The sequence below is a fragment of the Aeromonas sp. NJAU223 genome, from assembly GCF_051125555.1.
GTDB classification, from domain to species: Bacteria; Pseudomonadota; Gammaproteobacteria; order Enterobacterales; family Aeromonadaceae; genus Aeromonas; species Aeromonas veronii_G.
In genome coordinates this window covers 3,130,781-3,147,868 of record NZ_CP144204.1, presented here as the reverse complement: position 1 = coordinate 3,147,868, position 17,088 = coordinate 3,130,781, and the positions used below count along the sequence as shown (strand labels likewise).

The following is a 17,088-nucleotide window of genomic DNA, read 5'->3' as shown; positions in this document are numbered from 1 at the left end:
ACGGGTTATCTGATTGAAGGGGGAATAGCCATGCGCAAGCGCTACCGTTTGCACCTGCAGGGACGAGAACATCTCGACCGCTGGCTGGTCTCCTACGCCGATTACATGACCCTCATTTTCGCCCTCTTCGTGGTGCTCTACTCCGTTGCCATCGTCAACAAGGAGCAATACCGTGCCGTCATCGAGGGGATGACCCAGGCCTTCAACCAGATCCCGCGCAGCGACGGTCTGCTGGAGGGGCAGGGCAAGTCCCTGCTGGATCATGCGGTATCGGCAGCCCCCAGCCTGCTGGAGAGCCAGGCCTCTCCGGCCCCCTCCCTTGCCCCCATCACCGGTACCCCTGTCCAGCAGGATGGGGCCTCCCTTGCCGCCATCGACGTGCAGTTGCAGCAGACCATGGGCTCCTTGGTGGAGGCGGGGGTGGTCAAGATCACCCAGGATGACAACTGGCTGACGGTGGAGCTCAGCGCCGGCCTGCTGTTCAACAGTGGCAGTGCCTTCCTCGGTCCCAATGCGGCGCCCGTGCTCGATACGCTTTCAGGTATTTTGAAGCCGGTCGATAACTATGTCAGGGTGCGGGGCTATACGGACAACGAACCGATTCACAACGAGATGTTCAGCTCCAATTGGGCGCTCTCTGCGGCGAGGGCCGAGGCCGTACTCGGGGCCCTGATCACAAAAGGGATAGTGCCCCAGCGCCTCGCCTATGAAGCCTATGGGGAATTCTCCCCCGTGGCCGATAACAGTACTGAACAGGGGCGGCTACAGAATCGCAAGGTGGTGGTCGCCATATCCAGGTTCGCCTGGGTCGCACCTGCTCCCGCCCAGCCCCAGGCACAAGCTCCGGCCGCGACGGTGCCTGCTGCGGTGGACAGCGAAGACGTCAGAGTCGTGACGCTGCCCGGTGGCGGCATACGCATAACAACAAGACAGGATTGATACATTGATCGTTTGGACGGTAGCCAATCAGAAAGGTGGTGTCGGTAAAACCACCACAGTGGTCTCTCTCGCGGGCATTCTGGCTCAGAAGGGCCTGCGCGTGCTGCTGATCGACACCGATCCTCACGCCTCCCTGACCTCCTATCTCGATTTTGATTCGGACCGGCTGGAGGGGACTCTGTACGAGCTGTTCCAGGCAGCCAAGCCGAGCAGTGATCTGGTCAATCGCATGACCCTCAAGACCAAGTTCGAGAACATCAGCCTGCTGCCGGCCTCCATCACCCTGGCGACCCTGGACAGGGTCATGGGCAACCGGGAGGGGATGGGGTTGGTGCTCAAGCGGGCGCTGCTGCGGGTGCAGGATCAATATGACTACGTGCTCATCGACTGCCCGCCGGTGCTGGGGGTGATGATGGTCAACGCCCTGGCTGCCTGCGATCGCATCCTGGTGCCGGTACAGACCGAGTTTTTGGCCCTGAAAGGCCTCGAGCGGATGATGAAGACCTTCGAGATCATGCAGCGATCCAAGCGGGACAAGTTCCGCTATACCGTGATCCCGACCATGTTCGACAAGCGCACCCGCGCCTCCCTGATGACGTTACAGTCCATCAAGGAGCAGTATGGCGAGGCGGTGTGGAATGCCGTCATCCCCATCGACACCAAATTCCGGGATGCCAGTTTGCTGCACATCCCCCCGTCCATCTATGCGCCGGGCAGCCGAGGCACCTATGCCTATGAGACCCTGCTCAACTATCTCGACGCCCTGGAGCGTCAACGGAACCATGAGGTGACAGCATGAGAGAGACCACCCAGGTTCGGGCCATGGATGATTACTTCCACTCCCTGCTGCTGGACGATGCCCTGCTACGGGAGAATCTGGACGATGAGGCTCCGGCGCCAGCCCTGCAGCGTCAGTCCGTCGTGCACAATGAGGTGGCGGCGGCGCCCTATCGGGAGGCCGATGCCCGGTTGGAGCAGCTGAGCGAGCTGCTGGCCCAGGTGAGCCAGGTGCAGGACGAGATGGAGGTGCTGAGCCATGAGGAGACTCATGTCGAGGCCTTCCAGTTGGAAGCCAGCGAACAGGCGCTCGTCGAGGAGGTTCAGCCAGCGTTCACGCCAGACGTTATCACAGCTGTCATCGTGGAGCCCGTCACCGAACTGGTGACCGAGCCTGAGGTGGCCCTGGCAACCGAGGTGGCGCCGGCCCCCGCTCAATGGGAAAATCTGGATACCGGCAGCGAGTTTCAGGCCCTCTTCTTCGACGTGGCCGGGGTCACCTTCGCGGTGCCCCTGACCGAGCTCGGCGGCATCCATCAGCTGGGGGAGGTGACCTCCCTGTTCGGCCAACCGGCTTGGTATCGCGGCATCATGGCGTCCCGGGAGCAGAAGATGAACGTGGTGGACACGGCGCTCTGGGTGATGCCGGAGCAGACGCTGGAGGTTCCCGAATACAAGTATCTGATCATGCTGGGAGAGTCTCCCTGGGGTCTGGCCTGCCATCAGCTCAAGGGCACGGAGCTGCTGCGCCGGGATCAGGTAAAATGGCGCCATCAGGAGGGCAAGCGCCCCTGGCTGGCGGGCATGGTCAAGGAGAAGATGTGTGCCTTGCTCCACGTCAGGGAGCTGCTGGTGCTGCTCGGTCGTGGTGTGAACATTGAAGGTCGCTGATAACATCGGCACTTGCGTGATTTTATTGCTAATTTTACCCGTTGACGGGTTCATAAAAGGATCAGGAACATGACAGACAAGCGCAATATTGCCCAGAATCTGGCGGAAGACGAAGTGCTGCAGTGGGTGACCTTCCAGCTGGAAAACGAAACCTATGGCATCAACGTGATGCAGGTGCAGGAAGTGTTGCGCTACACCGAGATCGCCCCCGTGCCCGGCGCCCCCGACTATGTGCTCGGCATCATCAACCTGCGTGGCAACGTGGTGACCGTCATCGATACCCGTTCCCGCTTCGGCCTGCCGGCCGGGGACGTGAGCGAGAACTCCCGCATCGTCATCATCGAGGCGGAGAAGCAGGTGATCGGCATCATGGTGGACAGCGTGGCCGAGGTCGTCTATCTGCGTTCCTCCGAAATTGACGCTGCACCGGCGGTGGGCACCGAGGAGAGCGCCAAGTTCATCCAGGGGGTGAGCAACCGTGACGGCCAGTTGCTGATCCTGGTGGATCTCAACAAGCTGCTTTCCGACGAAGAGTGGGAAGATATCGGTTCCCTCTGAGCTTGGCATGAAGACCACGAGAGCAACGCCCTGGCGCGGCTCTCCACTACAAAGGTGATGGTTTGATGATTGAATATGCCGCCTTGGGGTTGTCCTTGCTGGCGCTGGTGCTGGCCCTTTACGGGGTATTGGGTCTGCGCCGCGCCCGGCAAGAGTCCGAGGCCAAGGTCGACGCGCTCAAGGGGCAGCTCGAGAGTCTGCGCAAGCAGATGATGGAGCTGCACACCGGTGCCATCGGCATGGGTCAGCGCCTGCAGTCGGCGGAAGGGGCCATGCAGAAGATCCAGGACAGCCAGCAGGAACTGACCCTGCAGGATCCGGAGCGCCGCCTCTACAGCCGCGCCGCCAAGATGGTGGAGCTCGGCGCCGATCTCGACGAGGTGATGAGCGAATGCGAGTTGCCGCAGGCGGAAGCCGAGCTGCTGATCTCCTTGCGCAAGGGTCGCCCCTGAATCCGGAGGGGGAGGCGCCCGCTTCCCCCTTGTCCCTGCCATAAAATCCCGCACCGGGGCGCGATCTTCCCCACAAATCCTGTTGATAATCGGCATCTTTGAAAAGACGCTCTGCAAACCTGTGTTAATATGCAGGCCGCTTCATTCTCGATGATTAAATCCTCATGCTGCTTCAAGCCAACAATCTGAGCTGCGTGCGTGAAGATCGCACCTTGTTTGAACACCTCTCCTTTGCGGTTTCGGCGGGCGATCTGATGCAGATTGAGGGCCCCAACGGGGTCGGCAAGACCAGCCTGTTGCGGCTGTTGACCGGACTCTCCCAACCCTTCGCGGGGGAGGTGTGCTGGAACGGCGAGAACATTCGCCGCTGCCGGGATGAATATCACGCCAGCTTGCTCTACCTGGGCCATCAGCCCGGTGTCAAGGCGACCCTGACCCCCCTCGAGAACCTCGCCTTCTACCAGAAACTGCACAGCACCCAGGCCAGTTCCGTGGATCTGTGGCAGGTACTGGCCCAGGTCGGTCTCGCCGGGTTCGAGGATTATCCCGCCGGTCAGCTCTCCGCCGGTCAGCAGCGGCGGGTGGCCCTGGCCCGGCTCTGGCTGTCCGAGGCACCCGCGCTCTGGATCCTGGATGAGCCCTTCACCGCCATCGACAAGCAGGGGGTCAAGGTGCTTGAACGCCTGTTCCTGACCCACGCGGATCGGGGCGGCATGGTGGTGCTCACCACCCATCAGGATCTGACCCTGATGCAAGGACGCCTGAAGACCCTCTCCCTCACCCCCTTGCTGCAGGACTGAAGGATGCTCAGCGCCGTATTCACCCTTATCCAGCGGGAACTGCTGATGGCGCTGCGCCAGCGCGCCGACATCTTCAATCCGCTCTGGTTCTTTCTCATCGTCATCACCCTGTTTCCCCTCGGCATCGGGCCCGAGCCCCAGCTGCTGGCCCGCATAGCTCCCGGCATCATCTGGGTGGCGGCCCTGCTCGCCGCCATGCTCTCCCTCGAGCGGCTGTTTCGGGATGACTTCAGCGACGGCGCCCTCGAGCAGATGATGCTGATGCCTCATCCGCTGGGGCTGCTGGCCCTGGCGAAAGTAATCGCTCACTGGTTGCTGACCGGGCTGCCCCTGCTGCTGGTCTCTCCGCTGCTCGCCATCCTGCTCTCCCTGGACATGAAGACCTATCTGGCCGTGGTGCTCACCCTGGCGCTCGGTACTCCGGTGCTGAGTCTGTTGGGGGCTGTCGGGGTGGCGCTGACGGCGGGGCTGCGCAAGGGGGGGGTGCTGCTCAGCCTGCTGCTGCTGCCGCTCTATATCCCTGTGCTGATCTTTGCCACCTCCGCCATCGATGCGGCCAGTATGGGGCTGCCCTATGGGGGCCAGCTCGCGATCCTGGGGGCCATGCTGGTGGGGGCCATCACCCTGACGCCGCTGGCGATCTCCGCCGCGCTCAGGGTCAGCGTCAACTGATTAATTACTGGAAAAGGCTTCTTTTAGGCCCGTTTTGAGAACGTATAATTGAGATAGATCAAGGGGATGGCTGCTTATTGCTTTCGGGGGATATGATGTTTCCCGGCAGTGGGTATGGTAGGCCTCGCCACTATAAAATTAATAACTGAAAGGTTTTGTGAGCTATGTGGAAATGGTTGCACCCTTATGCCAAACCCGAGCGGGCCTACCGGCTGGCCGGGACCCTGCTGCCCTGGTTTGCGGTGACGAGTCTGCTCGCCTTCATCATAGGCACCGCCTGGGGACTGGCCTTTGCCCCCGCGGATTACCAGCAGGGTGACTCCTTTCGGATCATCTACATCCATGTGCCCTCCGCCATCCTCTCCATGGGGGCTTACTCCACCATGGCGGTGGCCGCCTTCATCGGCCTGGTGTGGCAACTGCGCATGGCGGACATGACGGTGGCCGCCATTGCGCCCGTGGGGGCCGTGTTCACCTTCATCGCGCTCTTTACCGGTGCCGCCTGGGGCAAGCCCATGTGGGGTACCTGGTGGGTCTGGGATGCCCGCCTCACCTCGGAGCTCATCCTGCTGTTTCTCTATCTGGGCGTCATCGCGCTCTACAACGCCTTCAGCGACAAGGTGGTGGCGGGCCGCGCCGCCGGCATCCTGGCGCTGGTGGGGGTGATCAACCTGCCCATCATCCACTACTCGGTGGAGTGGTGGAACACCTTGCACCAGGGAGCCACCATCACCAAGTTCGACAAACCGTCCATCTCCGCCGAGATGCTGTGGCCGCTGCTCATCATGATACTGGCGTTCACCACCTTCCTCGGTGCCCTGACCCTGATGCGTTTTCGCAATGAACTCTTGATGCGGGAGTGGCATCGCCCCTGGGTCAAAGAGATTGCCGAGCAGGAGAAGTAAGCATGCACTTTGCCTCGTTCAGTGACTTCCTGGCCATGGGGGGCTACGCCTTCTACGTCTGGCTCTCTTTCGGCCTGACCCTGCTCTGCCTGGTCGGCATCGTCATTTCCACCCGAATGAAAACCCGTGCCCTGCTCGGCGAGCTGCGCAACAAACAGGCCCGGGAGGCCCGCCGCAAGGCGGCCCAGCAGATGGAGAACACCCTATGAACCCGAGACGCAAGAAACGCCTCACCATCATACTGGCGATCAGCCTCGGCCTTGCCAGCGTGACCGGGCTGGTACTCTATGCCCTCAGCCAGAACATCGATCTCTTCTATACCCCGAGCGAATTGGTGGAAGGCAAGGGGCCGGACAAGATCAAGCCCGAAGAGGGGCAGCGGCTGCGCATCGGCGGTCTGGTGGTTCCGGGGTCCGTGGTGCGGGATCCCCAGAGCCTCAAGGTCGAATTCAAGCTGATCGACAATGGCGGCCATCTGGTGACGGTGGAATTTGACGGCATACTGCCGGATCTGTTCCGGGAAGGGCAGGGCATCGTCGCCCAGGGCACCCTCAAGGATGCCACCACGGTCGCCGCCTTCGAGGTACTGGCCAAGCACGATGAGAACTACATGCCGCCAGAGGTAGCCGATGCCACCAATGGCATGCATTTCAAACCCGAGTACACCGACGCGCAGTTGAAGGGAGCCAAACAATGATCCCTGAACTCGGTCAATTCGCGCTGATCCTGGCCTTCGCCACCGCCTTGCTGCTGGGCAGTTATCCGCTGATCGGCGCCCAGTGGGGGCGCCTTGGCATGATGTCGGCGGCTCGCCCGCTTGCCTATACCCAGTTCCTGCTGCTGCTGCTGTCGTTCCTCTGCCTGACCTGGGCCTTCGTGGACAACGACTTCACCGTGCAGTACGTGGCTACCAACTCCAACAGCCTGCTGCCCCTTGCCTATCGCATCTCGGCGGTGTGGGGCGCCCATGAAGGTTCCCTGCTGCTCTGGGTGCTGACGCTGGGGGGCTGGACCGCCGCCGTGGCCCTGTTCAGCCGCCGCCTGCCGCTCGATGCGGTGGCGCGGGTGCTGGGGGTGCTCGGCCTCATCTCGGTGGGCTTCACCGCCTTCGTGCTGTTCACCTCCGACCCCTTCACCCGTACCTTGCCGTACTTCCCGGTGGACGGGCGCGATCTCAACCCGCTGCTGCAGGATCCCGGCCTCATCTTCCACCCGCCCATGCTCTACATGGGTTATGTGGGCTTCTCGGTGGCGTTTGCCTTTGCCATCGCCTCCCTGATGACGGGTCGCCTCGACGCCACCTGGGCGCGCTGGTCCCGTCCCTGGACCATGGCGGCCTGGGTCTTCCTGACCCTCGGCATCGTGCTCGGCTCCTGGTGGGCCTATTACGAACTCGGCTGGGGCGGCTGGTGGTTCTGGGATCCGGTTGAAAACGCATCCTTCATGCCCTGGCTGGCGGGCACGGCCCTGCTGCATTCTCTGGCGGTGAGCGAGAAGCGCGCCACCTTCAAGGCCTGGACAGTATTGCTGGCGCTCTCGGCCTTCTCCTTGAGCCTGCTCGGCACCTTCCTGGTGCGCTCCGGCGTGCTGGTATCGGTGCATGCGTTCGCTTCGGATCCGACCCGCGGTCTGTTTATTCTGGGCTTCCTGCTGGCGGTGATCGGCAGCTCCCTGCTGTTGTTTGCCTTCAAGGGCTCCCAGGTGAAGAGCCACGGCAAGCATGAGCTGTGGAGCCGGGAGACCCTGCTGCTTGGCAATAACATCCTGCTGGTGGCGGGCCTCTTGACCGTGCTGCTCGGCACCCTGCTGCCGCTGGTGCACAAGGAGCTGGGGCTTGGCAGCATCTCCATCGGCACCCCCTTCTTCAACCATATCTACAGCTGGCTCATCATCCCCTTCGCCCTGCTGCTCGGCCTCGGTCCCCTGTTCCGCTGGCGCCGTCAGGAGATTGGTGAGCTCAAGGGCAAGGTGGTGCTGGCCCTGGTGCTGAGCGTGGTGGCCGCCTTCGGATTGCCTTATCTGTATGCGGAGTCGTTCAAGCCCTGGGCGGCGCTCGGCATCGGTCTCGGGGTCTGGATCATCGTCACCAGCCTGCAGGAGACCTGGGTGCGCGCCACCCACAAGCACGGCTTCGCCACCGGGGTGCGCAAGCTGGGCAACAGCCACTGGGCCATGATCCTGGGCCACGTGGGGCTCGCGGTCAGCATCATCGGCATCGCCTGTACCCAGAACTACAGCATCGAGAAGGACCTGCGCATGCAGGCCGGCGATCGGGTGCACTTTGCCGATTACGAGTTCGTCTTCACCGGCATCGCCGAGAAGAACGGCCCCAACTACGACGGTTTCAAGGGGGGGCTGGAAGTGCACCGGGATGGCAAGCAGGTGGCCACCTTGAAACCCGAGAAGCGGATGTACACCGTGAGCCGCATGCCGATGACGGAAGCCGCCATCGATGCGGGCATCACCCGGGATCTCTATGCAGCGCTCGGCGAGCAGCTCGACAACGGCGCCTGGGCGGTGCGGATCTACTACAAGCCATTCGTGCGCTGGATCTGGTTCGGTGGCGTCTTCATGGCCATCGGCGGCGTGCTGGCCATGCTGGACAAGCGCTATCGTTTCGGTCGTCGTGAAGAGGAGTCCAAGTCATGAGGCACCGTAAAACCGGCTTGTTTCCGACCTTTTTTAATGACAATCACCGCTTCCATGGCCGCTGTGCAGAGGGATCCAAGGCATGAGTCGTAAAACCTGGTTGTTTCTGCTGCCCTTCATCATCTTTTTGGCCGGCGCCGTTTTCCTGTTCAAGGGGCTCTACTCCGATCCCACCAAGTTGGAATCCGTGATGGTGGATAAGGAGGTGCCCGTCTTCACCCTGCAGGACATCTATGATCTCGACAAGCAGCACGACAGGAGCATCTTCAAGGGGCGCCCCATGCTGCTCAATGTCTGGGCCACCTGGTGCCCCACCTGCTACGGGGAGCATACCTACCTCAAGCAGCTGGCGGGGCAGGGGATCTATATCGTCGGCATGAACTACAAGGACGAGCGGGACAAGGCCATCAAGTGGCTGGCGGAGCTCGGCAACCCCTATCAGATCAACCTCTATGATCCGGATGGCATGCTGGGGCTGGATCTCGGCGTCTATGGCGCCCCCGAGACCTTCTTCATCGACAGTCAGGGCATCATCCGCTACCGCCACGTGGGGGACGTCAATCCCGAAGTCTGGGCCTCGACCCTCAAACCCATCTATGACGCCATGAAATAAGGGAGCAACCGATGAAAACGCTTATTGCATCCCTGCTGTTGATGGCGGGACTGTTTGGCGCCGGTCAGGCCCGCGCCGCCATCGACGTCTATACCTTCGACAACGACGCCCAGGAGCAGACCTTTCGCGAGCTGACCAAGGAGCTGCGCTGTCCCAAGTGCCAGAACCAGGATATCGCCGATTCCAACGCCGGCCTCGCCAAGGACTTGCGTGACAAGACCTATCAGATGGTGCGCGAAGGCAAGGACAAGCAGGAGGTGGTGGATTACATGGTGGCCCGCTACGGCAATTTCATCCTCTATGATCCCCCCCTGATGGCCTCGACCCTGATCCTCTGGCTCGGCCCCTTGCTGGTGATCGTCATCGGCGCCGCCACCGTGGTGGTGCGAAGCCGCCGCCGAGCCCCTGCCACCGAACGACCCGAGCAGACCCTGAGCCCGGAGGAGCAGGCCCGGCTGGCCGCCCTGCTCAAAGAGGAAGAGAAACAATGACCGCATTTTGGATACTGGGCGCGGCCCTGCTGGTATTGGTCAGTCTGGCGCTGATCCTGCCGCTGTGGCGCGGTGAAGGACGTCAGAGCATCAGCCGCTCGGCCCTCAACAAGCAACTCTATCGCCAGCGCCTGCTGGAGATAGGCGAAGAGCGCGAGCAGGGGGTGCTGGCGGAGGAGTCGGAGTCCCTGGTGGAGCTGCAGCGCAGCCTCTTGGACGACATCCCCGACGTGGAGCAGACCGCCCGTGGTGGCAAGAGCCTGATCTGGATCCCCGGTGTGCTGGTACTGGTGGTGGTGAGTGTCGGCCTCTACTTCAAGCTCGGCGCCTGGCAGGAGGTGCAGCGCTGGCAGGATGCCAGCAGCCGCCTCGGGGAGCTCAGCAATCGCATTCTGGTGGAACGGGATGCCGAGGTGACCGAGCAGGATCTGCTGGACTTCACGCTGGCCCTGCGTACCCGCCTCAAAGAAGAACCGAACGACTATCGAGGCTGGTTGCTGCTCGGCCGACTCACCCTGGATGGCAACGATCCCGAGATGGCCCGCGAGGCGCTGGAGCGTGCCTATTCGCTTGCGCCACAGAAGGCCATGGTGGCGGTGCCCTATGCCCAGGCCCTGATGATGACGGGTGATGAGGCGCAGGCGGATCGTCTGTTGCAGGCGGCCATCGCCCAGGATCCCGGCAATATCGAGGCGCGCTCCGTCTATGCCTTCATGGCGCTGCAAAAAGAGGACTTCCAGACCGCCCTCGTTCGCTGGCAGGCCATGCTGCCGCTGCTGGAGAAGGGATCGACCCGCTATGTGATGGTGGAGCGCTCCATCGAGTATGCCGAGCAGCAGCTGCGCCAGCGCGGCATCGCCGTCACTCGGGCGCCGGTTGCCCAGCATGAGCAAGGCAGTGCCCAGGTGCAGGTCCCCGTGGTGAAGGAGGGAGAATACCCGCTGCACGTCACCCTGGCCCCCGGCATCCAGATGCCGGAGGATGCCCACCTGTTCGTATTCGCGGTGATCCCCGATGGCCCGCCCATGCCCATCGCCGTCAAACGCATCCCGGGACCTCAGTTCCCGCTGACCCTCTCCCTTGGCGACGATGATGCCATGATGGAAGGCAGCAAGCTGGCCACCTATCCGGCACTGCAATTCAAGGCCCGGCTCTCCCGTGGCGGCAACGTCATGAACAAGGAGGGAGCCTTCGAAGGGATCTCCGTGACGGTACCGACCACCACCATTCCGTCAGCGCCGATTGACATCCGCATCGATCACGCCCTCTAATACCCTCTTGGCCCGACCCCTGGATGGGGCGGGCCGCCTATAATTCATACGGTTCGCTCATAAAAGTTTAGGATTATCATATGTATCTGCGTTCAGGAGCATTGGTGGTGGCACTGCTGTTGGGGGGCTGTGCGGGTGGCCCTCCCAAGTCAGGCCCAGAGAGCCTGGATCTCGAAGAGACTCCAAATCGTCCCGAAGCCACCAGCACGGCCAGCGATCCTCGTGACCCCTTCCAGGGGGCCAACCGGGCCATGTGGGCGGTCAACTACGATATGCTTGAGCCCTATGTGGCTCGTCCCGTGGTTCACGGTTATGCCCGTTATGTGCCGCAGGGGGTGAGAGACAGCATCGAAAACTTCGTGGACAACTTCGACGAGCCGAGCAGCATGGTGAACCACCTGCTGGTGGGGGATCTGCCGGGAGCGGGAACCAACCTGGGCCGTTTCACCATCAATACCACCCTGGGTCTGTTCGGCTTCTTCGACGTGGCCAAGCATGCGGGCCTCCCGCGCAATACCCTGGAGATGGATACCGTGCTCGGCAAGGCCGACATCGGTGACGGCGCCTACGTCATGGTGCCCGTCTACGGCCCGACCACCACGCGCGAGCTGGTGGGGGATACCATCGATACCATCTACTTCCCCTACGCGCTGCTGACCTTCCCGCTGAAGGTGGTGCACTGGGCACTGGATGGACTGGGTACCCGATCCAAGCTCATCGATCAGGAGCGGATCATCGACAATGCCCTGGATCCTTATGCCCTGACCAAGGACTTCTATCTGCAGTACAACGACGGCAAGGTGAGCGGTCGCCAGGCTGAGCTCAAGGATCAGAAGCCCCAGGAGGACGACAGCAACCTGGATGACTATCTCGACGAGATAGACCAGTAAGCTTGTGCATCCTGTGTGAGAAAGGCGCCTGCGGGCGCCTTTTCTGTCAGTCGAATCCATAAAAAAACGCCCCGCGATGGCGGGGCGTTTTGGCAAGAGCTGGGCTTATCAGGCCGCCAGGTTCTTGGCCACGAATTCCCAGTTGATCAGGGTCCAGAAGGTTTCCATGTACTTCGGACGCAGGTTGCGGAAATCGATGTAGTAGGCGTGCTCCCACAGGTCGACGGTCAGCAGCGGGGTGGTCCCGGCTTCGGTCAGCGGGCAGCCGGCGTTGGAGGTGTTGACGATGGCCAGGGAGCCGTCGGCTTTTTTCACCAGCCAAGTCCAGCTGGAACCGAAGTTGCCGATGGCAGACTTGGTGAAGGCATCCTTGAACTCGGCGAAAGAGCCGAAGGCCTTGGTGATGGCATCGGCCAGGGCGCCGGTGGGCTCGCCACCGCCGTTCGGGGAGAGGCAGTGCCAGTAGAAGGTGTGGTTCCAGATCTGGGCGGCGTTGTTGAAGACACCACCGGTGGAGGTCTTGATGATCTCTTCCAGAGACTTGCCTTCAAACTCGGTACCCGGTACCAGGTTGTTCAGGTTGACCACGTAGGTGTTGTGGTGCTTGCCGTGGTGATATTCCAGGGTTTCCTGGGAGATGTGCGGTTCCAGAGCATTGATTGCATAGGGCAGAGCGGGAAGTTCGAATGCCATTTTCTACTCTCCATTGGCTGGACCGTGCGACAGCGACGGTTGCAAGACATTGCGTACTCTTTTCTATATGTGAAAAGAATTGTTGTTAATATAGGGGGCCGGATGGCCCAAAGCCCATCGATTGTAGCAGTATCAAAGATGGGCTAACAACTCTTGATTCGCGCCATGACCTGGATCAACGGGGCGACTATTGATGCATCTCTTCTTCCATTTCTCCCGGTTTGCCAGTTTGTGCTCCGCCCGGTTTGCAGTAGAATGAGCGCCGAAATCGCTCCAGTGAGGCACCTATGGAAACTATCGAAAAGATCAAACAGCAGCTGGCTGAAAATCCCATCATCCTTTACATGAAGGGTTCCCCCAAGCTTCCGAGCTGCGGTTTCTCTGCCCAGGCTTCCCAGGCCATGATGTCCTGCGGCGAGCCCTTTGCTTACGTCGACATCCTGCAAAACCCGGACATTCGCGCCGAGTTGCCGAAGTTTGCCAACTGGCCGACTTTCCCCCAGCTGTGGGTGGAAGGGGAGCTGATCGGCGGCTGTGACATCATGATCGAGATGTTCCAGGCCGGCGAACTGCAGACCCTGATCAAGGAAGTGGCCGCCAAGCACAAGCAGGATGATGCCGCCGCCGAATAAGGTTGCAGCCATATCATGCAAAAAGGGGAGCCAGTGGCTCCCCTTTTTATCTTCACCGACTCATCAGCCGATGCGCTCGATACGCGCCATGTAGAAGCCATCGAAGCCGGTCGCGGCAGGGCTGACGCTGTGGTCATCCAGCAGGCGGTAGTTGTCGTTGGCCGCCAGGAACTTGTCCACCTGCTGGCGGTTCTCCTCGGGCAGGATGGAGCAGGTGGCGTAGACCAGGATGCCGCCCACCTTGGTCATCTGGCTGTAGCGCTGCAGGATCTCTTCTTGCAGGGCGACCAGCACCGGCAGCCGCTCGGCGGTATCGCGCCACTTGGCATCCGGATTGCGCTTGAGCACGCCCAGGCCGGAGCAGGGGACGTCCAGCAGCACCCGATCGGCGGTGCCCTTGAGGCGCTTGACGGTCTTGCTGCTCTCGATGACCCGGGTCTCCACGTTGTGGGCACCGGCGCGGCGGGCGCGTTGCTTGAGGTTCTCAAGCTTCCACTCTTCCACGTCCATGGCCAGCAGGCGGCCCTTGCCGTTCATCATGGCGGCCAGGTGCAGGGTCTTGCCACCGGCGCCGGCGCAGGCGTCGATGACCCGCATGCCGGGGGTAACGTCCAAGGCCGCAGCCACCAGTTGGGAGCCCGCATCCTGCTGTTCGAACCAGCCATCGGCGAAGGCCTTGGTGCGGAACAGGGCGGCGTCCGAGGTGACCTGCAGGGCGCTCTCCACCCCCTCCACCGGGATTGTGGTGACCTGCTCCTTGGCCAGGGCCGCTTGCAGCTCTTCCCTGGTGCACTTGAGGGTGTTGACCCGCAGGTAACGCTTGGGCATCCAGGTCAGGGCGGCACGCTCGGCAGGCCAGGCCTCGCCGAGCTGCTCGCTGCCGAGTTTCTCCAGCCAGGTCGGGCAACCATCCATCAGCACCGGGTTCTTCTTGGCCTCGGTCAGGCGGCGACGGAAGGCCTCTTCGTTGAAGCGATCCAGCGTCGGGTTGTTCGGCTGAGCTATCTTGTGGAAGGCGTGCCAGCTGTGCAGCAGCGGCCAGACGTTTTTCGAGGCCTGGCGCACCTGGATGCCGGTCAGGAAGCAGTAGAGGCTGAGCCGACGCAGCAGATCGCCGGTGACCAGGGCAATCCTTGCCTGTTCTTGGGGTTTGAGTTCGATGCCGGAGAAGTGGCGGGCATAGGCCCTGTCCAGGGTGAGACCCTGAGCCAGCACATCATCAACGATGGCAACGACCAGATCCCCGAAACGGGGCAACAGTGGGGATTTGAGCATGAGATTAACCTTGGCCAAAAAAGGATGAACCGGCCCCATCACGGAGGGGGTTCTGAAACGGACAAATCCGCGCAATGATAGGGGCTAGACTGAGCCGGTGCAACCATCCCCATTCGGGGAATGTACAGGGGATGGGGCTGGACTAATGACGGCAGCAGGCAAATGATGCCGTGGCAGTTCGGGTGAACGCATTAAAAAGGATGAAAAAAAGATGCAGTCGATGAAATTCTCCCCGCTGGCATTGCTGGTGGCGGGCCTGATGGCTTCCACCGGTCTGGCCGCCAAGGAGTGGCAGACCCTGGTGGCGCGCGCCACCGATGCCGACGGTTACGAGGTGCGGGCCAATCACTACCGCATAGCGACAGTGCCGGCCGACCACTTCGATGCCCTGAAAGGGGGAGCGCGCGAGCTGACCCTGCCCCTGCCGGATGGCAACGAGGCCGTCTTCACCCTTCAGCCCTATGATCTGCTGCCGGCAGACCTGGCGGCAAAATATCCCGATATCCTGACCTTCAAGGGGCAGAATAAACTCTCCCCGACTGACACGGGACGCTTCGACCTCGGTCCTCAGGGGTTCCACGCCATGTTCAGCCATGAGGGGCGGATGGTGTTCGTCGATCCCCTGCGCAATGGCGAAGGCTATGCCGTCTATTACCAGCAGGATGCCCACAGCCGGCTCGAGGAAGAGGCAGACAAGGTGATCGGCGGCGAGGCCAAGAAGCTGGCGCGCCAGGTGCTGGTGGATGGCAATGTGCGCAAGCGCTATGTGATTGCCGTCTCGGCAGCGGGGGAATACACCCAGTATCACGGCGGCACCGTCGAGGCTGGTCTGGCCGCCATCGCCACCATGCTCAACCGGGTCAACGAGGTGTACCAGCGGGATGTGGCGGCCGAGTTCCAGCTCGCCAGCGGCAACGACACCATCATCTATACCGATGTCGCCACGGATCCCTTCTTGAACGATGACAACGACATCGATATCAACGTCAACGTGCAGAAGAGCGCCCAGAGCCTTGCCGGCAACAAGCTCGGCCCCTTCGACATCGGCCACGTGGTCAATACCGGTGGCGGTGGCCTGGCCCAGCTGGCCTCTTTGTGCGGCGGCGATGAGCGTTCGGCGGGGATGACGGGCTCCGCCGATCCGGTGGGGGATGCCTTCTTCATCGACTACGTGGCCCACGAGATCGGCCACCAGTTCGGCGCCGAGCACACCTTCAACGGCACCACCGGCAGCTGTGGCAGCGGCAACCGCTCCCCCGGCCAGGCCTGGGAGCCGGGCAGCGGCAGCTCCATCATGGCCTATGCCGGGATCTGCGGGGAGGAGAACCTGCAAGTCAACAGCCTGCCCTATTTCCACAGCAAGTCCATCGAGCAGATGCGGGCCCACATGGCCTCGGTGCCGAGCTGCGGCACGGCCCAGAGTCTGACCAACAACGCGCCCCAGGTCTCGGCCGGCAGCGATTATGCCATTCCGGCCAATACCCCCTTCGTGGTCAAGGGGGGCGGCAGCGACCTGGACGGCGACCCCCTCTCCTATACTTGGGAGCAGATCGATCTGGGCAATGCGTCGTTTAGCGCCGCCAGCATGATTGACGATGGCTCCCGCCCGCTGTTCCCCTTCGTGGCACCCATCAGCCTGCCGGAACGTACCCTGCCGAGCCTGCCTTCCCTGCTCACCAATACCCTGGCGAAAGGGGAGGCCTGGCCCACCACCAACCGGGTGCTCAACTTCCGGCTGACGGCCAGGGATGGCAAGGGCGGGGTGGCCAGCGATGACATGCAGATCCAGGTGGTCAACACCGGCAAGGCCTTCCGCCTGACCAGCCCGCTGGTGACGCCGCTGGCGGCCGGCCACAATCAGACCATCGGCTGGGAGGTGGCGGGCACCAACGCGGCGCCCATCAACTGCAGCAAGGTCGACATCGCCATGACCCGTGACGAGGGGGCGAGCTGGACCCTGCTGGCCAGCGGCCTGGCCAACTCTGGGTCGGCGAGTGTGGCCATTCCCGCTGGCAACGACGGCACCGCCCGCCTCAAGGTCGCCTGCAGCAACAACCTCTTCTTCGCCATCAGCCCGTTCAAGCTCTCCGTGACCCAGCGAGTGGAAGAGGGGGGCGGTGGTGGCGGCGGCGCCCTCGGTCTCTGGCCCCTGGCACTGGCGTTGCTGGGCTGGTCGCGGAGGCGCAGATGAAGGCCTGTTATGCCTTGCTGCTGACCCTGCTCACCGGTTGTCAGGCCGATGCCGACACCCTGGATCAGGCCATCGAGCAGAGTCTGGCCAAGCAGGACTATCGGCTGATCGTGCGGGCCGGGCGCGGCGAGGTGGCCCCCGGCATTCCGGCCGAGGCGCAAGCCGGTGCCAAGGCGCGCTGTGGCGTGCGCTATCTCGACGGGCTGGGGGATGTGATCCGGCCAGAGCAGAAAGAGGAGCACGCCAGACTCAGCGACTATGCCGCCGAGTACAACAGGCGCATGCTGGCTCACTGTCCGGCGGCAAAATAGCCGCAACTGACACGCAATAGGCCCGGTGGGGCCAAGGATCGGGGAGGCGCAGGCCTCCCCGCTTTTTTGGGCCCCCCT

20 protein-coding genes are annotated in these 17,088 nt (G+C 62.2%); 18 read left to right on the top strand and 2 right to left on the bottom strand.

The genetic code is table 11. From position 1 onward, the window contains the following. Window positions 1–30: 30 nt before the first annotated feature. The 15 genes from VZC39_RS14235 to VZC39_RS14165 all read left to right on the top strand — a co-directional run bounded on the left by VZC39_RS14235 (window position 31) and on the right by VZC39_RS14165 (window position 11,908). Complete coding sequence (locus tag VZC39_RS14235) at window positions 31–939, top strand: OmpA family protein (RefSeq protein ID WP_434663413.1); 909 nt, start codon at window positions 31–33, stop codon at window positions 937–939. 4 nt (window positions 940–943) lie between these two features. Next, complete coding sequence (locus VZC39_RS14230) at window positions 944–1,738, top strand: ParA family protein (RefSeq protein WP_349918835.1); 795 nt, start codon at window positions 944–946, stop codon at window positions 1,736–1,738. Then, window positions 1,735–2,607 (top strand): chemotaxis protein CheW, encoded by an 873-nt coding sequence (locus VZC39_RS14225; RefSeq protein ID WP_434663408.1) that lies wholly within the window; start codon window positions 1,735–1,737, stop codon window positions 2,605–2,607. The genes VZC39_RS14230 and VZC39_RS14225 overlap by 4 nt, the downstream gene beginning before the upstream one ends. Before the next feature lie 69 nt (window positions 2,608–2,676). Then, on the top strand, window positions 2,677–3,165 hold the full coding sequence (locus VZC39_RS14220) for a chemotaxis protein CheW (protein WP_349918831.1): 489 nt from the start codon (window positions 2,677–2,679) through the stop codon (window positions 3,163–3,165). Window positions 3,166–3,230: 65 nt separating this feature from the next. Beyond that, entirely contained in the window at window positions 3,231–3,617 is a 387-nt protein-coding gene (locus VZC39_RS14215; protein ID WP_434663404.1) for a DUF2802 domain-containing protein, read from the top strand. Window positions 3,618–3,781: 164 nt separating this feature from the next. Beyond that, window positions 3,782–4,417: a cytochrome c biogenesis heme-transporting ATPase CcmA gene (gene ccmA, locus VZC39_RS14210; protein WP_434663401.1), complete on the top strand. Its 636-nt coding sequence runs from the start codon at window positions 3,782–3,784 to the stop codon at window positions 4,415–4,417. Between the two features lie 3 nt (window positions 4,418–4,420). Continuing rightward, window positions 4,421–5,089, top strand: coding sequence for a heme exporter protein CcmB (gene ccmB, locus VZC39_RS14205; RefSeq protein WP_349918826.1), 669 nt, complete (start codon window positions 4,421–4,423; stop codon window positions 5,087–5,089). 164 nt (window positions 5,090–5,253) lie between these two features. After that, window positions 5,254–5,994 carry a heme ABC transporter permease gene (locus VZC39_RS14200; protein ID WP_349918825.1) on the top strand — a complete coding sequence of 247 codons (741 nt, stop codon included), beginning with the start codon at window positions 5,254–5,256 and terminating at the stop codon, window positions 5,992–5,994. A 2-nt stretch (window positions 5,995–5,996) separates the two neighbouring features. Then, window positions 5,997–6,203 (top strand): heme exporter protein CcmD, encoded by a 207-nt coding sequence (gene ccmD / locus VZC39_RS14195; protein ID WP_011705300.1) that lies wholly within the window; start codon window positions 5,997–5,999, stop codon window positions 6,201–6,203. Further along, on the top strand, window positions 6,200–6,691 hold the full coding sequence (gene ccmE / locus VZC39_RS14190; RefSeq protein ID WP_434663396.1) for a cytochrome c maturation protein CcmE: 492 nt from the start codon (window positions 6,200–6,202) through the stop codon (window positions 6,689–6,691). The genes ccmD and ccmE overlap by 4 nt, the downstream gene beginning before the upstream one ends. Continuing rightward, window positions 6,688–8,643, top strand: a complete 1,956-nt coding sequence (locus tag VZC39_RS14185) for a heme lyase CcmF/NrfE family subunit (protein ID WP_434663393.1) — start codon at window positions 6,688–6,690, stop codon at window positions 8,641–8,643. The genes ccmE and VZC39_RS14185 overlap by 4 nt, the downstream gene beginning before the upstream one ends. Window positions 8,644–8,725: 82 nt before the next feature. Beyond that, window positions 8,726–9,256 carry a DsbE family thiol:disulfide interchange protein gene (locus tag VZC39_RS14180; protein WP_349918821.1) on the top strand — a complete coding sequence of 177 codons (531 nt, stop codon included), beginning with the start codon at window positions 8,726–8,728 and terminating at the stop codon, window positions 9,254–9,256. Between the two features lie 11 nt (window positions 9,257–9,267). Beyond that, window positions 9,268–9,747 carry a cytochrome c-type biogenesis protein gene (locus tag VZC39_RS14175; RefSeq protein ID WP_349918820.1) on the top strand — a complete coding sequence of 160 codons (480 nt, stop codon included), beginning with the start codon at window positions 9,268–9,270 and terminating at the stop codon, window positions 9,745–9,747. Continuing rightward, on the top strand, window positions 9,744–11,018 hold the full coding sequence (ccmI, locus tag VZC39_RS14170; RefSeq protein WP_349918818.1) for a c-type cytochrome biogenesis protein CcmI: 1,275 nt from the start codon (window positions 9,744–9,746) through the stop codon (window positions 11,016–11,018). Before VZC39_RS14175 ends, ccmI begins: the two co-directional genes overlap by 4 nt. Window positions 11,019–11,098: 80 nt before the next feature. After that, window positions 11,099–11,908, top strand: a complete 810-nt coding sequence (locus VZC39_RS14165; protein ID WP_349918816.1) for an MlaA family lipoprotein — start codon at window positions 11,099–11,101, stop codon at window positions 11,906–11,908. A 108-nt stretch (window positions 11,909–12,016) separates the two neighbouring features. Here the strand turns inward: VZC39_RS14165 and sodB are convergent, their stop codons facing one another. Next, window positions 12,017–12,601 carry a superoxide dismutase [Fe] gene (sodB, locus tag VZC39_RS14160; RefSeq protein WP_349918814.1) on the bottom strand — a complete coding sequence of 195 codons (585 nt, stop codon included), beginning with the start codon at window positions 12,599–12,601 and terminating at the stop codon, window positions 12,017–12,019. Window positions 12,602–12,888: 287 nt separating this feature from the next. Here sodB and VZC39_RS14155 point away from each other — a divergent pair, with 287 nt between their 5' ends. Then, a complete protein-coding gene (locus VZC39_RS14155; protein ID WP_349918812.1) occupies window positions 12,889–13,233 on the top strand; it encodes a Grx4 family monothiol glutaredoxin in 345 nt (114 codons plus the stop codon). A gap of 63 nt (window positions 13,234–13,296) precedes the next feature. Here VZC39_RS14155 and VZC39_RS14150 read toward each other — a convergent pair whose 3' ends face one another. Beyond that, window positions 13,297–14,508 carry an RsmB/NOP family class I SAM-dependent RNA methyltransferase gene (locus VZC39_RS14150; RefSeq protein ID WP_434663386.1) on the bottom strand — a complete coding sequence of 404 codons (1,212 nt, stop codon included), beginning with the start codon at window positions 14,506–14,508 and terminating at the stop codon, window positions 13,297–13,299. Window positions 14,509–14,719: 211 nt separating this feature from the next. On the opposite strand from VZC39_RS14150, the gene VZC39_RS14145 reads away from it, so the two are divergent. Both VZC39_RS14145 and VZC39_RS14140 read left to right on the top strand, forming a co-directional pair. Continuing rightward, entirely contained in the window at window positions 14,720–16,699 is a 1,980-nt protein-coding gene (locus VZC39_RS14145) for a reprolysin-like metallopeptidase (RefSeq protein ID WP_434663383.1), read from the top strand. Beyond that, a complete protein-coding gene (locus VZC39_RS14140) occupies window positions 16,696–17,010 on the top strand; it encodes a hypothetical protein (RefSeq protein ID WP_434663380.1) in 315 nt (104 codons plus the stop codon). The genes VZC39_RS14145 and VZC39_RS14140 overlap by 4 nt, the downstream gene beginning before the upstream one ends. The last annotated feature ends 78 nt before the right edge of the window (window positions 17,011–17,088 follow it).

Bases quoted from the DNA above. Each gene is read 5' to 3' on its own strand.
- ccmD (WP_011705300.1), top strand. From the start codon at position 5,997: ATGCACTTTGCCTCGTTCAGTGACTTCCTGGCCATGGGGGGCTACGCC.
- sodB (WP_349918814.1), bottom strand. From the start codon at position 12,601: ATGGCATTCGAACTTCCCGCTCTGCCCTATGCAATCAATGCTCTGGAA.
- VZC39_RS14220 (WP_349918831.1), top strand. From the start codon at position 2,677: ATGACAGACAAGCGCAATATTGCCCAGAATCTGGCGGAAGACGAAGTG.
- VZC39_RS14185 (WP_434663393.1), top strand. From the start codon at position 6,688: ATGATCCCTGAACTCGGTCAATTCGCGCTGATCCTGGCCTTCGCCACC.
- VZC39_RS14165 (WP_349918816.1), top strand. From the start codon at position 11,099: ATGTATCTGCGTTCAGGAGCATTGGTGGTGGCACTGCTGTTGGGGGGC.
- ccmA (WP_434663401.1), top strand. From the start codon at position 3,782: ATGCTGCTTCAAGCCAACAATCTGAGCTGCGTGCGTGAAGATCGCACC.
- VZC39_RS14200 (WP_349918825.1), top strand. From the start codon at position 5,254: ATGTGGAAATGGTTGCACCCTTATGCCAAACCCGAGCGGGCCTACCGG.
- VZC39_RS14140 (WP_434663380.1), top strand. From the start codon at position 16,696: ATGAAGGCCTGTTATGCCTTGCTGCTGACCCTGCTCACCGGTTGTCAG.
- VZC39_RS14180 (WP_349918821.1), top strand. From the start codon at position 8,726: ATGAGTCGTAAAACCTGGTTGTTTCTGCTGCCCTTCATCATCTTTTTG.
- VZC39_RS14155 (WP_349918812.1), top strand. From the start codon at position 12,889: ATGGAAACTATCGAAAAGATCAAACAGCAGCTGGCTGAAAATCCCATC.
- ccmB (WP_349918826.1), top strand. From the start codon at position 4,421: ATGCTCAGCGCCGTATTCACCCTTATCCAGCGGGAACTGCTGATGGCG.
- ccmI (WP_349918818.1), top strand. From the start codon at position 9,744: ATGACCGCATTTTGGATACTGGGCGCGGCCCTGCTGGTATTGGTCAGT.
- VZC39_RS14175 (WP_349918820.1), top strand. From the start codon at position 9,268: ATGAAAACGCTTATTGCATCCCTGCTGTTGATGGCGGGACTGTTTGGC.
- ccmE (WP_434663396.1), top strand. From the start codon at position 6,200: ATGAACCCGAGACGCAAGAAACGCCTCACCATCATACTGGCGATCAGC.
- VZC39_RS14215 (WP_434663404.1), top strand. From the start codon at position 3,231: ATGATTGAATATGCCGCCTTGGGGTTGTCCTTGCTGGCGCTGGTGCTG.
- VZC39_RS14235 (WP_434663413.1), top strand. From the start codon at position 31: ATGCGCAAGCGCTACCGTTTGCACCTGCAGGGACGAGAACATCTCGAC.
- VZC39_RS14225 (WP_434663408.1), top strand. From the start codon at position 1,735: ATGAGAGAGACCACCCAGGTTCGGGCCATGGATGATTACTTCCACTCC.
- VZC39_RS14145 (WP_434663383.1), top strand. From the start codon at position 14,720: ATGCAGTCGATGAAATTCTCCCCGCTGGCATTGCTGGTGGCGGGCCTG.
- VZC39_RS14150 (WP_434663386.1), bottom strand. From the start codon at position 14,508: ATGCTCAAATCCCCACTGTTGCCCCGTTTCGGGGATCTGGTCGTTGCC.